Source organism: Streptomyces sp. 2-1, assembly GCF_048564895.1.
Taxonomy (GTDB): Bacteria; Actinomycetota; Actinomycetes; order Streptomycetales; family Streptomycetaceae; genus Streptomyces; species Streptomyces phaeochromogenes.
On record NZ_CP183383.1, the window covers coordinates 5,605,172 to 5,620,370 of the forward strand.

Annotated in this window: 14 protein-coding genes; 8 read left to right on the plus strand and 6 right to left on the minus strand. The window is 69.6% G+C overall.

Features of this window, described 5'->3' with window-relative positions:
* Positions 1–66 precede the first annotated feature (66 nt).
* Entirely contained in the window at positions 67–1,473 is a 1,407-nt protein-coding gene (locus ACN20J_RS24630) for a cytochrome P450 (protein ID WP_419666830.1), read from the plus strand.
* 123 nt (positions 1,474–1,596) lie between these two features.
* On the opposite strand, the gene ACN20J_RS24635 is transcribed toward ACN20J_RS24630, so the two are convergent.
* Entirely contained in the window at positions 1,597–2,568 is a 972-nt protein-coding gene (locus ACN20J_RS24635; RefSeq protein WP_361888557.1) for a pirin family protein, read from the minus strand.
* 258 nt (positions 2,569–2,826) lie between these two features.
* Positions 2,827–3,324: an SseB family protein gene (locus ACN20J_RS24640; RefSeq protein WP_055615632.1), complete on the minus strand. Its 498-nt coding sequence runs from the start codon at positions 3,322–3,324 to the stop codon at positions 2,827–2,829.
* A gap of 275 nt (positions 3,325–3,599) precedes the next feature.
* Between ACN20J_RS24640 and ACN20J_RS24645 the strand changes: the two genes are divergently transcribed.
* The 4 genes from ACN20J_RS24645 (at position 3,600) to ACN20J_RS24660 (ending at position 8,795) form a co-directional block, all read left to right on the plus strand.
* The gene (locus tag ACN20J_RS24645) at positions 3,600–5,426 is read left to right on the plus strand and encodes an acyl-CoA dehydrogenase (protein WP_419666831.1); all 1,827 of its coding nucleotides are present in this window, start codon (positions 3,600–3,602) and stop codon (positions 5,424–5,426) included.
* Positions 5,427–5,630: 204 nt separating this feature from the next.
* The gene (locus ACN20J_RS24650; protein WP_419666832.1) at positions 5,631–6,929 is read left to right on the plus strand and encodes a M18 family aminopeptidase; all 1,299 of its coding nucleotides are present in this window, start codon (positions 5,631–5,633) and stop codon (positions 6,927–6,929) included.
* 138 nt (positions 6,930–7,067) lie between these two features.
* Positions 7,068–8,390 (plus strand): hypothetical protein, encoded by a 1,323-nt coding sequence (locus tag ACN20J_RS24655; RefSeq protein WP_419666833.1) that lies wholly within the window; start codon positions 7,068–7,070, stop codon positions 8,388–8,390.
* Positions 8,391–8,549: 159 nt separating this feature from the next.
* Positions 8,550–8,795, plus strand: a complete 246-nt coding sequence (locus tag ACN20J_RS24660) for a DUF6458 family protein (protein WP_189841457.1) — start codon at positions 8,550–8,552, stop codon at positions 8,793–8,795.
* Positions 8,796–8,843: 48 nt separating this feature from the next.
* On the opposite strand, the gene ACN20J_RS24665 is transcribed toward ACN20J_RS24660, so the two are convergent.
* Positions 8,844–9,275, minus strand: a complete 432-nt coding sequence (locus ACN20J_RS24665) for a cupin domain-containing protein (RefSeq protein ID WP_419666834.1) — start codon at positions 9,273–9,275, stop codon at positions 8,844–8,846.
* Positions 9,276–9,327: 52 nt separating this feature from the next.
* On the opposite strand from ACN20J_RS24665, the gene ACN20J_RS24670 reads away from it, so the two are divergent.
* Together ACN20J_RS24670 and ACN20J_RS24675 are read left to right on the plus strand one after the other, a co-directional pair.
* Positions 9,328–10,365 carry a GlxA family transcriptional regulator gene (locus tag ACN20J_RS24670; protein ID WP_419666835.1) on the plus strand — a complete coding sequence of 346 codons (1,038 nt, stop codon included), beginning with the start codon at positions 9,328–9,330 and terminating at the stop codon, positions 10,363–10,365.
* The gene (locus ACN20J_RS24675; protein ID WP_361888535.1) at positions 10,362–10,856 is read left to right on the plus strand and encodes an LURP-one-related/scramblase family protein; all 495 of its coding nucleotides are present in this window, start codon (positions 10,362–10,364) and stop codon (positions 10,854–10,856) included. Before ACN20J_RS24670 ends, ACN20J_RS24675 begins: the two co-directional genes overlap by 4 nt.
* Positions 10,857–11,131: 275 nt before the next feature.
* Here the strand turns inward: ACN20J_RS24675 and ACN20J_RS24680 are convergent, their stop codons facing one another.
* Positions 11,132–11,926: a carbon-nitrogen family hydrolase gene (locus ACN20J_RS24680; protein WP_361911828.1), complete on the minus strand. Its 795-nt coding sequence runs from the start codon at positions 11,924–11,926 to the stop codon at positions 11,132–11,134.
* 154 nt (positions 11,927–12,080) lie between these two features.
* Here ACN20J_RS24680 and ACN20J_RS24685 point away from each other — a divergent pair, with 154 nt between their 5' ends.
* Positions 12,081–12,905 (plus strand): maleylpyruvate isomerase family mycothiol-dependent enzyme, encoded by an 825-nt coding sequence (locus tag ACN20J_RS24685; RefSeq protein WP_189841461.1) that lies wholly within the window; start codon positions 12,081–12,083, stop codon positions 12,903–12,905.
* Between the two features lie 154 nt (positions 12,906–13,059).
* Here ACN20J_RS24685 and ACN20J_RS24690 read toward each other — a convergent pair whose 3' ends face one another.
* Both ACN20J_RS24690 and ACN20J_RS24695 read right to left on the minus strand, forming a co-directional pair.
* Positions 13,060–14,370 carry an MFS transporter gene (locus ACN20J_RS24690; RefSeq protein WP_419666836.1) on the minus strand — a complete coding sequence of 437 codons (1,311 nt, stop codon included), beginning with the start codon at positions 14,368–14,370 and terminating at the stop codon, positions 13,060–13,062.
* Positions 14,367–15,017, minus strand: a complete 651-nt coding sequence (locus ACN20J_RS24695) for a GntR family transcriptional regulator (protein ID WP_189841463.1) — start codon at positions 15,015–15,017, stop codon at positions 14,367–14,369. The genes ACN20J_RS24690 and ACN20J_RS24695 overlap by 4 nt, the downstream gene beginning before the upstream one ends.
* Between the last annotated feature and the right edge of the window lie 182 nt (positions 15,018–15,199).

Genomic DNA, 15,199 nt, shown 5'->3' on the forward strand with positions numbered 1-15,199 from the left:
GGGGCGGCGCTCCGGGAGGGCTGAAAGGGGGACCGGGCGCGGGACCGGTGCGCGATGATGCGAACCATGGCCGCCATCACTGAGATACCAGGGCCCAAAGGCCTCCCCCTGCTCGGCTCGGCACTCGACCTCCGGCGCGATTCGCTGGAGCTCTTCCTCCGCGCCCGGCGGGACCACGGCGACGTGGTGCGTCTCTCGGCGGGCCCACCTGGAGTCCGTTCGGTGCTGCACTGCGTCTTCTCCGCGGAGGGCGTGCAGCAGATCCTGGCCTCGCAGGCGGCCAACTTCCGCAAGGACAACCAGTTCTACGAGGAGCTGAGGCAGTCCGCCGGCAACGGCCTGCTCACCGCGCAGGACGCCGACTACCGGCGCCAACGCCGTCTGATCCAGCCGCTGTTCACGAAACGGCAGGTGGACACCTATGCCGCGGCCGTGACGCTGGAGGCCGACGGCACGGTCGAGCGCTGGCGGGACGCGGCCGAAGGCGTCGTCGACGTGGTCCGCGAGATGGACCGGCTCGCGCTGCGCACGGTCTCGCGCATCCTGTTCGGCGCGGACGTCGAAGCCGCGGTCGACGTCATCCACGACAACTTCCCCGTGGTCAGCGAGTACGTCATGCGGCGCGGCTTCTCCCCCGTCAACCCGCCGCGCTCCTGGCCCCTCCCGTCCAACCGCCGGGCCGAGGCCGCGTCCCGGGCGGTGTACGCGGTCTGCGACCGGATCATCGCGGAACGCAGGGCGGCAGATGCGACGGCCGGAGCCGCCTCAGCCGGATCCGCTTCCACCGCAACCGCCTCCGCCGAGGGCGACGACCTGCTCTCCCTTCTCTCCCGGGCGAGCAGCGAGGAGGACGGCAGCCTCGACGCCGCCGAACTCCGCGACCAGGTGCTGGTCTTCCTGGTCGCGGGCCACGAGACGACCGCGACGTCCATGGCCTTCGCCCTCCATCTCCTGGCCCGTCACCCGGAGGTCCAGAAGCGGGCACACGAGGAGGCCGACCGGCTGCCGTCGGGGCGGGCGCCCTCGGCCGCCGACCTCGACGAACTCCCGTACCTGACAAGGGTGCTGAAGGAGTCCATGCGGCTGTATCCGGCCGCTCCGGTGGTCGGCCGCCGGTCCGTCGAGGCCGCGGAGATCGACGGGCACCTGATCCCGGCGGGCGCGGACGTCCTGGTCCTGCCCTGGGTCACCCACCGCCACCCGGACCTGTGGGACGACCCGGAGCGCTTCGACCCCGACCGCTTCACCCCCGAGCGGGAGGCCGCCCGCCACCGCTACGCCTGGTTCCCCTTCGGCGGCGGCCCGCGCGCCTGCATCGGCCAGTACTTCTCGATGCTGGAGTCCGTGCTGGCCGTGGCTGCCCTGCTGCGCTCGTACGAACTGGAGGCCGTGGACACGGAGGTCCCGCTGGCAGCGGGAATCACCCTCCAGGCGACGGGTCCGGCGCGGGTACGGCTACGGGCCCGAGGCTGACCGCACACAACAGAACAGGCCCGAAGCCGCAGGACGAACCTGCGGCTTCGGGCCTGTCCCATGCTCTACCGGACCCTGCGGGCCGACCGCGGACCGGGCATCGAACGGGCGTGGAACGGGCGACTACAGCCCGCCCTCCGTCATCCCGTGCACGGCGGGAATGGTTCCCAGCCGGCCCTTCTGGAAGTCGTCGAAGGCCTGCTGGAGCTCCTCGCGGGTGTTCATCACGAAGGGGCCGTAGTGGGCCATCGGCTCCCGGATCGGCTGGCCGCCGAGGATGACGACCTCCAGGTCCGGGGTGTTGGCGTCCTGCTTCTCGTCCGCGCGGACGGTCAGCGAGGAACCCGCGCCGAAGACGGTGGTCTGCCCGGTGTGGACCGGGCGACGGTCCGCACCGACACTGCCGCGACCCGCCATCACGTACGCGAGGGCGTTGAAGTCCTCGCGCCACGGGAGCGTGAGCTCGGCGCCGGGTGTCACCGTCGCGTGGATCATGGTGATCGGCGTGTGCGTGATGCCGGGACCCTGGTGGCCGTCCAGCTCACCGGCGATGACGCGCAGGAGCGCGCCGCCGTCGGGCGTGCTGAGCAGCTGGACCGAGCCGCCGCGGATGTCCTGGTAGCGCGGCGCCATCATCTTGTCCTTGGCCGGCAGGTTCACCCACAGCTGGAGCCCGTGGAAGAGACCGCCCGACACGACGAGCGCCTCCGGCGGGGCCTCGATGTGCAGGAGGCCCGAGCCCGCGGTCATCCACTGGGTGTCGCCGTTGGTGATGGTGCCGCCGCCACCGTTCGAGTCCTGGTGGTCGAAGACGCCGTCGATGATGTAGGTCACGGTCTCGAAGCCGCGGTGGGGGTGCCAGGGGGTGCCCTTGGGCTCGCCCGGCGCGTACTCCACCTCACCCATCTGGTCCATCATGATGAACGGGTCGAGATGGCGGTAGTTGATCCCGGCGAACGCACGGCGGACCGGGAAGCCCTCACCCTCGAATCCGCTCGGCGCGGTACTCACGGCGAGCACAGGACGTGCCACGGCCTCGGTCGACGCGGCCACACGGGGCAGGGTCAGCGGGTTCTCGACGGTCACTGCAGGCATGTCGGTACCTCCTTGTGCTCGAAGTTTAGTTGAATGTCGAACTTTCTGCCACCTGGAACGCAGAACGCCCGGAGGGCATTCCCTCCGGGCGTTCTGGTGTGGATCGGTTCGTGTGGAGCGGTTCGTGCGGGCCGGTTGTACGGGCCGGTTGTACGGGCCGGCCATGCGAACCGGCCGTGCGGGCCGTTCCTACCGGGCAGTACGCGCTTGCAGTCTGCGTATGGCGGTGTCTGTCGGGCGCCTGTGGAGCAGCCGCGGTCAGCCGTACATCCGGCGCATGGCGAAGTCCACCATCTGCTCGACCGCCTTCGCGTCGAAGACGATGCGGTGCTCGCCCTCCATGTCGAGGACGAATCCGTAGCCGGTGGGGAGCAGGTCGATCACCTCGGCGCCGATGACCACGAAGTACTTGGACTCCTTGCCGGCGTACCGGCGCAGCTCCTTGAGCGAGGTGAACATCGGGATCACGGGCTGCTGGGTGTTGTGCAGCGCAAGGAACCCGGGGTTGTCACCGCGCGGGCAGTAGACCTTGGAGGTGGCGAAGACCTGCTGGAAGTCCTCGGGGGTCAGCGACCCCGTGGTGAACGCGCGCACCGCGTCGGCGAGCGACGGCGGCGACGGCTCGGGGTAGAGCGGCGGCTGCTGGCCGTATCCGCCGACCCCGCCGACACCACCGGGCATCTGCTGCTGCGGCGGCGGCTGGGACTGCGCGTACTGCTGCTGCCCCGGTCCCACGTTCTGGTCGTAGCCGTACATGGGGGCAAGAGTACTGGCGGGGCGGCCCGCCCGGTCGTCCCCGGCGGATTTCCTCGAACAGGTGGCGGAGTCGTGCACTCCCACCCGAAGGTGGACCCCGAAATGTAGACCCTGCTCACACTTGGGCAATCAGGGGTTGATTCTTATTACCGACGGGTAGCATCATCGTAGCTACTAGTTGGTACGTGAACCAGATGCGCACCAGACTCGAACCAGGTACGAGGCCTCGTCACCGAGGACTCACCCACCTCCCCGATCTTTACGGAGCCGTCGCCATGGGGCACTACAAGTCGAATCTCCGCGACATCGAGTTCAACCTCTTCGAGGTGCTCGGGCGCGACAAGCTGTACGGCACCGGCCCGTTCGCGGAGATGGACACCGAGACCGCCAAGAGCATCCTCGAAGAGCTGACCCGCCTCTCGGAGAACGAGCTGGCGGAGTCCTTCGCGGACGCCGACCGCAACCCCCCGGTCTTCGACCCGGAGACCAACACGGCGCCCGTCCCGGCGTCCTTCAAGAAGTCCTACCAGGCCTTCATGGACTCCGAGTACTGGCGGCTCGGCCTCCCCGAGGAGATCGGCGGCACCACCGCCCCCCGCTCCCTGATCTGGGCGTACGCGGAGCTGATCCTCGGCGCGAACCCGGCGGTCTGGATGTACTGCTCGGGCCCCGCGTTCGCGGGCATCCTCTTCGAAGAGGGCAACGAGGTCCAGAAGCACATCGCGAAGATCGCCGTGGACAAGCAGTGGGGCTCCACCATGGTGCTCACCGAGCCGGACGCCGGCTCGGACGTGGGCGCGGGGCGCACGAAGGCGGTCGAGCAGGAGGACGGCTCCTGGCACATCGAGGGCGTCAAGCGCTTCATCACGTCCGGCGAGCACGACATGTCGGAGAACATCCTTCACTACGTGCTCGCGCGTCCCGAGGGTGCCGGCCCCGGCACCAAGGGCCTGTCCCTCTTCCTCGTCCCGAAGTACGAGTTCGACTTCGAGACCGGCGAGCTGGGCGAGCGCAACGGCGCCTACGCGACGAACGTCGAGCACAAGATGGGCCTCAAGGCCTCCAACACCTGCGAGATGACGTTCGGCGACCGCCACCCCGCCAAGGGCTGGCTCATCGGCGACAAGCACGACGGCATCCGCCAGATGTTCCGCATCATCGAGTTCGCCCGCATGATGGTCGGCACGAAGGCCATCTCGACGCTGTCGACGGGCTACCTGAACGCCCTTGAGTACGCCAAGGAGCGCGTCCAGGGCCCCGACCTCGCGCAGTTCATGGACAAGACCGCGCCCAAGGTCACCATCACGCACCACCCGGACGTGCGCCGCGCGCTGATGACGCAGAAGGCGTACGCGGAGGGCATGCGCGCCCTGGTGCTGCACACCGCCGCGCTCCAGGACGAGATCCAGGTCAAGGAGGCCGAGGGCGAGGACGCGTCCGCCCTTGAGGCCCTCAACGACCTGCTCCTGCCGATCGTGAAGGGCTACGGCTCCGAGAAGGGCTACGAGCAGCTCGCCCAGTCGCTCCAGACGTTCGGCGGCTCCGGGTTCCTCCAGGAGTACCCGATCGAGCAGTACATCCGTGACGCCAAGATCGACACCCTGTACGAGGGCACGACCGCGATCCAGGGCCAGGACTTCTTCTTCCGGAAGATCGTCCGCAACCAGGGCGCGGCCCTCAACTCCCTCGCCGAGGACATCAAGAAGTTCCTGGCGCTCGGCACCGGCGGCGAGGAGCTGTCCGGCGCCCGCGAGCACCTCGCCAAGGCGGCCGTCGAGCTGGAGGCCATCGTCGGCCTGATGCTCACCGACCTCGCGGCGACCGAGCAGGACGTCAAGAACATCTACAAGGTCGGGCTGAACAGCACCCGCCTGCTGATGGCCTCCGGTGACGTCGTCGTCGGCTACCTGCTCCTGAAGGGTGCCGCCGTCGCCGCCGAGAAGCTGGAGACGGCCTCGGCGAAGGACCGGCCGTTCTACACCGGCAAGATCGCCGCGGCGAAGTTCTTCGCGGCGAACGTCCTGCCCGGCGTCACCGGTGCGCGCAAGCTCGCCGAGGGCGTGGAGCTGGACCTGATGGAGCTGGACGAGGCGGCCTTCTAGACGGCCCGCTCTCCTTGGTCACGCGCCTGCCCCTTTGAAGGCGCGTGACCGGCACCCGGCAGGCACCCGCGGGACGACGATCCGCCGTCTTCGGGGCGGATCATCCCCACCCGTCCCGACCCGTCCCGGCGTCTGTACAGACCCCTCACGAGGGCCCGTTCCCATCCCAGGGAACGGGCCTTCTCACGTCGTTAAGGTGAACCCATGCGCACACCGCCCCGCTTCGACCGCGGACACACCGACGACCTCATGTCCTTCCTGGCGGCGAGCCCGTCCCCGTACCACGCCGTGGCGAACGCCGCCGAGCGGCTGGAGAAGGCGGGCTTCCGGCAGGTCGCGGAGACCGACGCGTGGGACGGGACGAGCGGTGGAAAGTACGTGCTGCGCGGGGGCGCGATCGTCGCCTGGTACGTGCCGGAGGGAGCCGAGCCGCACACCCCCTTCCGCATCGTCGGGGCGCACACCGACTCCCCCAACCTGCGGGTGAAACCGCGCCCGGACAGCGGTGCGCACGGCTGGCGCCAGGTCGCGGTCGAGGTCTACGGCGGCCCGCTCCTCAACTCCTGGCTCGACCGGGACCTGGGCCTCGCCGGACGGCTGTCGCTCCGGGACGGCTCGACGCGCCTGGTGAACATCGACCGGCCGCTGCTGCGCGTGCCCCAACTCGCCATCCACCTGGACCGGTCCGTCACCTCGGACGGCCTCAAGCTCGACAAGCAGCGGCATCTGCAGCCCATCTGGGGTCTGGGCAACGACGTGCGCGACGGCGACCTGATCCGCTTCCTGGAGGAGGAGTCGGGGCTGGCCGAGGGCGAGACCACCGGCTGGGACCTGATGGTGCACTCCATCGAACCGCCCGCCTACCTGGGCCGCAACAAGGAACTGCTCGCGGGCCCGCGCATGGACAACCTGCTGTCCGTGCACGCCGGTACGGCGGCGCTGGCGGGCGTGGCGACGGCCGACGAGACCCTCTCCTACATCCCGGTCCTCGCGGCGTTCGACCACGAGGAGAACGGCTCGCAGTCGGACACGGGAGCGGACGGGCCGCTGCTGGGCAGCGTGCTGGAGCGTTCGGTGTTCGCGCGCGGCGGCTCGTACGAGGACAGGGCCCGCGCCTTCGCCGGCACGGTCTGCCTCTCCTCCGACACCGGTCACGCCGTGCACCCGAACTACGCCGAGCGGCACGACCCGACGCACCACCCGCGCGCGGGCGGCGGCCCGATCCTCAAGGTGAACGTCAACAACCGCTACGCGACGGACGGTTCGGGCCGCGCCGTCTGGGCCGCCGCCTGTGAGAAGGCCGACGTGCCCTTCCAGACCTTCGTCTCCAACAACTCCATGCCCTGCGGCACCACCATCGGCCCCATCACCGCGGCCCGCCACGGCATCAAGACGGTCGACATCGGCGTGGCCATCCTCTCGATGCACAGCGCCCGCGAACTCTGCGGCGCCACCGACCCGTTCCTGCTGGCGAACTCGCTGGTGGGGTTCCTGGAGGGATAGGGCTGCCTCAGACGCGCCCAGTTTTGAACCTGTTCATGACAGACCCCTCCGGCATACGATGCCGTCTTGATCAATCACCGTGGTCAATCACCCGGTGAAACACCTTGGTCGAACATCTTGCCCACGGGGGGACTTGATATGAGACGGCGTTCCATGCTGCTCGCCTGCGCGTCGGTCGCGGCCGGACTGCTGCTGGGGCCGGTTCCGACGGCTTCCGCCGCGACGACCGCACCCGAGCTGGTGGTAGCGGGCGGCACCGGTGAACAGTCCACCGGCCTGGTCTCGGTGACCGCACGCTCGGACACCGCCATCACCTCGATCACCGCCCGTCTGTATGCCGAGGGAAGCTCCGAAGAGGTCGCCACCGTCGGCGAGTTCGCCCTCGGCTCGGGCAGCGAGTCGGACGGCCGCTGGACGGCGACCACCCCGCTGCGTCTCGCCGAGCTGGGCACCTACCGCATCGTCGTCGACCTGACCGACGCCGACGGGGACACCTCCACGACACAGAGCGCCGCCGGATTCGACTATTGGCGCACGGCCGACCTGCACGACTTCGAGGTCACGCCGGAGCACCCCGACCACAGCCACCAGCAGGTGTCCGTCTCCGGCCGGTACACGATCACGGACCCGCGTACCGGGGAGACGACTCCCGCCGCGGACGGCGCCGTCGAGATCGCGACCTCGAACACGGGCGAGACCGTCTCGGCGAGCACGGACGCCGACGGCCGGTTCTCCACCGCGTACACGCACACGTACGACGGCGGGGGCAGCGTCTCCCCGTGGCTCCAACTGGCCGCACCGGGGTCGCAGGACGGCGCGACGGTCTACGTGTCGCCGGTCAGGTCGGACACCCGGGTACTGCTCGACACCGACGAGCTGAGCACCGTCGAGGGCGAGCCCGTGACGGTCTCGGGCCGCGCCGAGGTGTGGATCGACGACGACTGGCGGCCGCTTGCCGGGGCCACGGTCCGCGCGCTGTGGAGCACCGAATCGGGAGCCGCCGCGGTGCGCCCCGTCACCGACACCGAGGGCCGGTTCTCGGGGGAGCTGCTGATGCCGCGCTCCGGCACCGTGCAGGTCAACGTCCTCCCGGGCACGTACCTCAACGCGAGCGCGGAGGAGCCCCTGAGGGTCGAGGTCGCCCGCGCCACCTCCATCGGTTCCTTCTCCGTGACCGCCGGCACGAACTCCCGGCTCACCGCCCAGGGACGCCTCTACACCGGCGAGAGCACGCCCTCGGAGGCCGACAACAAGGTGCGGATCCAGTACTCGGCCGACGGCGCCACCGACTGGACGACGGTGACGACGGTCGTACCCGGCTTCGGTGACCCGGAAGAAGGCTCCCTGTTCCAGGGCACGTTCACCGCGCCCGCCGGACAGGGCCACTACCGGGCGTACTTCGAGGGAAGCGCCAACTGGCAGGCCGCGTACAGCGAACCGGTCTTCGTCCAGCTCCCCTGACGCGTCTCCCTGTCCGATCTCCCTGGTCCGTCCCGCCTCATCCGCCCGCGGAGATCTCCCCTGCATGGAGGGACCGGGTCCGGGTACTCGCCCCGGACCCGGGAACCGTACGGTCTCCGGGCCCGGAACGAACTGTGTTTCAAACAGGAGGCGACACCCATGGGCCTGGGCGGGTGCATCATTCTGATCGCCACAGGAGCGATCCTCACGTTCGCGACCGACTGGGACATGCAGGGGGTCAACCTCGACCTGGTCGGCATCATCTTCATGATCGTCGGGCTGATCGGTGTGGCGACGTTCAGCAGCATCGCCAAGCGGCGCCGGGTCGTGGTGCGGCCGACCGCCCCGGTCGACGAGGACCAGCACCACAACCGCAGCGGCTACAGCGACGGTTACGGCGTCTGACCGCCGTACGTAGTACGTAGGTAGCACGTACGTGGTTCGCGGTACGAATCAGCTGTTCAGCACGTGCCCGGTGGTGGCGTCCACATGGTCGGGGACCTCCTCGTGGCGGTCCCCGACCGACAGCGTGCCGGTGGGCTCGATGACGATGATCGCCGCGCCGGAGGGTGAACTCGGCTTGTGCTCGGTGCCGCGCGGGACCGTGAAGAGCGACCCCTTGGGCAGGACCACCGTGCGCTCACCGCCGGTCTCGCGCAGGGCGATGCGCAGTTCGCCCTCCACGACCAGGAAGAACTCGTCGGTGTGGTCGTGGGTGTGCCAGACGTGCTCGCCCTCGACCTTCGCGAGGCGTACGTCGTAGTCGTTGACGGCGGTGACGATGCGCGGGCTCCACAGATCGTCGAAGGAGGCGAGCGCGGCGGCGAGGGAGACGGGTTCGTTGTTCTGGGCGGCTTGGGGCTGGGGCACTCGGGTCTGGGCCATGGGTTCATCGTGCGGCGGGACGGCCCGGGCGTACGAGTGCTAGAAATCGCACATGCCGCAAGGATCCTCGCAGCACCCGGCTCCGACTGCTCCACCCTCTGCTCCGGGGCGTCGGCCGCATCGCGTCGCCGTGATCGTCGACGAGGGCACCAACCCCTTCGAAGTGGGCGTCGCGACCGAGCTGTTCGGGCTGCCGAGGCCCGAACTGGGCCTCCCTGAGCCGCTGTACGAGCTGACGCTGTGCACCCCCACCCCCGGGGTCCGGATGAACCACGGCTTCTTCACGCTGAGCGGGGTGCCCGGGCTCGACGCGGTGGACGACGCGGACACCCTCGTCGTCCCCGGCCGCCCGGACAACGTCGTGCCGCGCGGTGAGGCCGTACTCGACGCCGTCCGGCGTACCCACGCCCGCGGGGCCCGAGTCGTGAGCCTGTGCACCGGGAGCTTCGCGCTCGCCGAGGCCGGAATCCTGGACGGGCGCCGGGCCACCACCCACTGGCGCTGGGCCGACCTCTTCCGGGAGCTCCACCCGAAGGTCCTCCTGGAGCCGGACGTGCTCTTCGTCGACGAGGGGGACGTGCTGACAGCCGCAGGCAGCGCGGCCGCTCTCGACCTCGGCCTGTACGTCATTCGCCGCGACCACGGCGCCGAGATCGCGAACGCCGTGTCCCGGCGGCTCGTCTTCGCCGCCCATCGCGACGGCGGGCAGCGGCAGTTCGTCGAACGCCCCCTGCCCGACGTACGGGACGAGTCGCTGGCGCCGCTGCTGGCCTGGGCGCAGGCCCGGATCGGCGAACCGCTGACGGTCGCGGACCTCGCGACACACGCGGCCGTGTCGCCCGCCACGCTCCACCGCCGCTTCCGTGCCCAGCTGGGCACGACCCCACTGGCGTGGCTGACCGGCGAACGGGTGGCACTGGCCTGCCGGCTCATCGAACGCGGCGAGGAACGACTGGACGTCGTCGCGGCACGCAGCGGTCTCGGCACCGCCGCCAACCTGCGGGCGCGGCTGCGACGCGAGACCGGGCTCAGCCCGTCGGCCTACCGGCGGCGTTTCGGACCTGCTGCGGGGGAACCGCTAAGAGCATGAAATTCCTCGTACGCGACCGGCTCCTGGGCATCGGTGACGACTACTGGATCGAGGACGAGCACGGCCGGAAGGCCTTCCTCGTCGACGGCAAGGCGATGCGGCTGCGGGACACCTTCGAGCTGAAGGACGCGCAGGGGCAGGTGCTGATCGACATCCACAAGAAGATGCTCGCCCTGCGGGACACGATGGTCATCGAGCGGGGCGGTGAGCCGCTGGCGACCATCCGCCGCAAGCGGCTGTCCCTCCTCCGCAACCACTACCGCGTGGCCCTCGCCGACGGGACCGAGCTCGACGTCAGCGGCAAGATCCTCGACCGGGAGTTCGTCGTCGAGTACGACGACGAACTCCTCGCCCACATCTCCCGCCGCTGGCTGCGGGTCCGGGAAACCTACGGCGTCGAGGTCGTACGCGACGACGCGGATCCCGCCCTCCTGATCGCGGTGGCGGTATGCGTGATCCACCTGGCGGAGAGGGAACGGGACTCGGACTGAAGCGATTCCTTCGCCCCCGCCGCCCCTACCCATTCCCGTCCCTTTTCGGGGGCCAGCCCCCGAACCCCCGCTCCTCAAACGCCGGAGGGGCTAAAGATTGCCTGGACTGGGCTGAACTTCTATGGCCCGGTCCAGGCACATCTCAGCCCGTCCGGCGTTTGAGGACGAGGCCGTTCAGGCCGATGCGGGGGTCTGGGGGCGGCAGCCCCCAGGGACGGGACGGGTAGGGGCGGCGGGGGCGAAAAAGGCCCCGTCGCCAACCCCCGCCAGCCACCTCACCCCCGAGAACGCTCAACCCCCAGCACCCGATCCCTCAGCACAGGAAACTGCCCCCGAGTCACCCCGACCTTCGCGGGATCGAACTCCACGGAGAGCACCTCCTCACCCGCACCCGCCTCCGCAAGCACCTCACCCCAAGGATCAACCACGATCGAGTGCCCGGCCTGCGGAACCCCCGCATGCGCCCCAGCCGTCCCACACGCAAGCACGAACGCCTGGTTCTCGACCGCCCGCGCCTGAGCCAACAGCGTCCAGTGCGCCCGGCGGCGCTCCGGCCAGCCCGCCGGAATCACCAAGGCCTCGGCCCCCGCATCCACCAGCCCACGGAACAACTCGGGAAAACGAAGGTCGTAACAAGTGGCGAGACCGAGCACGGTCTCGGGCAACCGAACGGTGACCAGCTCCGCCCCCGCCCCCATCAACACGGCCTCACCCTTGTCGAAGCCGAACCGATGGATCTTCCGATAGGCGGCGGCCAGTTCACCGGCGGGGGAGAAGACGAGGGAGGTGTTGTAGAGCGGCCCCTCAGGATCCCGCTCGGGAATCGAACCCGCGTGCAACCACACACCCGCGTCGCTCGCGGCCTTGGCCATCACCTCGTACGTGGGCCCTTGGAGCGGCTCCGCCTCGGCACTGAACGACTCGAAGGCGAAGGCCCCCGTCGTCCACAGTTCGGGCAGCACGACCAGGTCGGCACCCGCCTGTTCCCGTACCAGCGAGGCGACACGCTCCCTGCGGGAGCCGATCGATTCGCCCTCGTCCACAGCGATCTGGAGCAGGGAGGCGCGCACACTACCACCGTCCTGGCATTCGAGCCTTTGATACGGGCCTACGATCGTCACACGAAAGCACTGCCGGGGTGCCTCACAGCAGCGTAACTTAGCGTCCCAAGACACCCGCTGACTGTGCACTGCCCGCGTCCAACCGCCCGAGGGGTCCCGTTCCGTGAGTCTGCATCCCAGCCTTCAGTCCTACGCCGACGCCTGGACCCACTCCATCGACGCGATATCCGAACTGGTGTCGCCGCTGGTGGAGGGGGAATGGAACCGGCGGACTCCCTGCCCAGGCTGGTCGGTGCGCGACCTCGTCTCGCATGTCATCGGCCTCGACTGCGAGATGCTGGGCGACCCCCGGCCGATCCACACGCTCCCCCGCGACCTGTACCACGTGACGAACGAACACCAGCGGTACATGGAGATGCAGGTCGACGTACGCCGTCACCACACCGCCCCGGAGATGACCTCCGAGCTGGAGTACACGATCATCCGCCGCAACCGCCAGCTGCGGAACGAGTCACGGCAGCCGGACGCCCTCGTCCGCGGCCCGCTCAGCACCGAGGTCACGCTCGAAGAGTCCATGCGCAACCGGTCGTTCGACCTCTGGGTGCACGAGCAGGACCTGCGCACCACCCTCGGCCGGCCGGGCAACCTCGACTCCCCCGGCGCGTACGTCGCCCGCGACGTGCTGCTCAGCAGGCTCCCGAAGGTCGTCGCCAAGGACGCCGGCGCCCCGCCGAACTCGGCGGTCGTCTTCGACGTACACGGCCCCCTCGAATTCCTGCGCACGGTCCGCGTCGACGCGGAGGGCGTCGGTTCAATAGACGGCGCCCCCTCCCTCGGCCCGGCCGCCACCCTCACCCTCGACTGGGAAACCTACTTCCGCCTGGCCTGCGGCCGAGTAACCCCGGAAGCGGTGGCAGACCGCCTCAAGACAGAGGGCGACCCGGAACTGACAGCGGCAATCCTGAGGAACTTCGCGGTCACACCGTGACCCTTGTCATTCCCAGCCCCTCCGGCGTTTGAGGAGCGGGGTCTGGGGCGGAGCCCCAGGTTCGGGACGGGAAGGGGCGGCGGGGGCGAAAAAACCCACCCCGCCCCGCCCCCGCCGAGCCTGGCCAGACAAGACCAGACCAGACCAGACCGGCCTACGCCGGAACGTGCACCGTCTCAACCCGGCTCGCCACGAGCCTCTCCCGCTCCCGCCGAGCCGCCTGCTTCCGCAACCGCAATATCTGACTCACCCCGAGCGCCTGCAGAACGAACACCACGGAGAAGGCAACCGAGTAGTCGCCCCCGGTCGCATCCAGCAGCACCCCGACCGCGAACAACGTCGTCATGGAAGCGACGAAACCGCCCATGTTGGTGATCCCGGAGGCCGTCCCCTGACGCTCAGGCGGATTCGCGGGCCGCGCGAAATCGAACCCGAGCATCGACGCCGGCCCGCACGCACCGAGAACCACGCACAGCACGATCAGCAGCCACATCGGCGCATGGTCGGCGGGATAGCCGAGCGTCGCGCCCCACACGACGGCCGTCGACAGCACCGTACCGAGCGCCAGCGGCAGCCGCGCCGCATGGTGCCGGGCGACGATCTGCCCGTACACGAGGCCGACGAACATGTTGGAGAGCACGACCAGCGTGAGGAGTTCGCCGGCCGCCGCCCGGGACAGTCCCTGCGCCTCGACGAGGAACGGCAGCCCCCACAGCAGCAGGAACACCATCGCCGGGAACTGCGTGGTGAAGTGCACCCACAGCCCGAGCCGGGTGCCGGGCTCCCGCCAGGACGCCGCGATCTGACGGCGTACGTACGCGGCTCCGTGGTGCGGGAACGGCTCCGGCTCGTGCCCCTCGGGGTGGTCTTTCAGGAACAGCAGCATCAGGACGAGGACGACCACGCCGGCGACCGAGCTGCCCGCGAAGGCGGCCGTCCAGCCGACGCCGTGCAGCAGCCGGGCGATGACGAGCGTCGAGACGAGGTTGCCCGCCATGCCCACCAGGCCGGCGAGCTGCGCGACCATCGGCCCGCGCCGGGCCGGGAACCAGCGCGAGCCGAGACGCAGCACGCTGATGAACGTCATCGCGTCACCGCACCCGAGCAGCGCGCGCGAGGCCAGCGCCATCCCGTACGAGGGCGAGAGCGCGAAACCCAGCTGCCCGATCGTGAACAGGACGACGCCGAGGGTCAGCACCTTCTTGGTGCCGAGCCGGTCGACCATCAGGCCGACGGGTATCTGCATGCCCGCGTAGACGAGGAGCTGCAGGATCGAGAAGGTCGAGAGCGCGGAGGCGTTGACGTGGAAGCGGTCGGCGGCGTCGAGGCCGGCCACCCCCAGCGACGTACGGAAGATGACCGCGACGAAGTAGACGGAGACGCCGACCGACCAGACGGTGACCGCGCGACGGCCGCCGGGCGGATCACCGGGGAGGGTGAGCGCCGAGGAGGAGGACGAGCTCATCGGACGTCCCCCCGCGCCAGGTTGGAGAACCAGCTGACGTGGCGGTGGACCAGGGCGACGGCCGCCTCCGCGTCGCCGGAGCGCAGCGCGTCGAGGATCTCCTGGTGCTCGGTGAGCGTCTTGGTGATCCGGTCGGGGTGGGCGTGCATCACGGCGACGCCCATCCTCAACTGGCGGTCGCGCAGCTGGTCGTAGAGGCGGGAGAGGATCTCGTTGCCCCCGCTGCGGACGATCTCGGCGTGGAAGCAGCGGTCGGTGACGGCGGCTCCGGACAGATCGCCGGCGGCGGCCTGCTCCTTCTGCTTCGCCAGGAGTTCGGTCAGGCGCTCGATCAGCGCGGGGGAGGCCGGGACCGCCTTGCGGATAGCGTGCTCCTCGACGAGCTGCCGGGTCTCCACCACGTCCGCGATCTCCTGAGCGGAGACGGGCAGCACCAGGGCGCCCTTCTTCGGGTAGAGCCGGATCAGTCCCTCGACCTCCAGCTTGAGCAGCGCCTCGCGCACCGGAGTGCGTGAGACCCCTACCGCGTCGGCCAGTTCGCCCTCGGTGAGCAGGGTCCCGCCCTCGTAACGACGCTCCAGCACAGCCTGCTTGACGTGCGCGTAGACGCGTTCGGCGGCGGGGGGTTGCTTCACTGCCAAAGACATGGCGACATCATAGATACAACACGTACACATGGTCGCGGGCCGTCCAGGATTCGGACGAGCGGGAAGTCGGGCGAGGGGCCAAATGGGGGCTGAGCGAGGGGCCATGTGGCGGGCCGGACGAGTGGCAGGGCAAGCGGCCGGTAAAAAAGGGCACCCCAGTTCAGGAACCGCACATCCTTTTG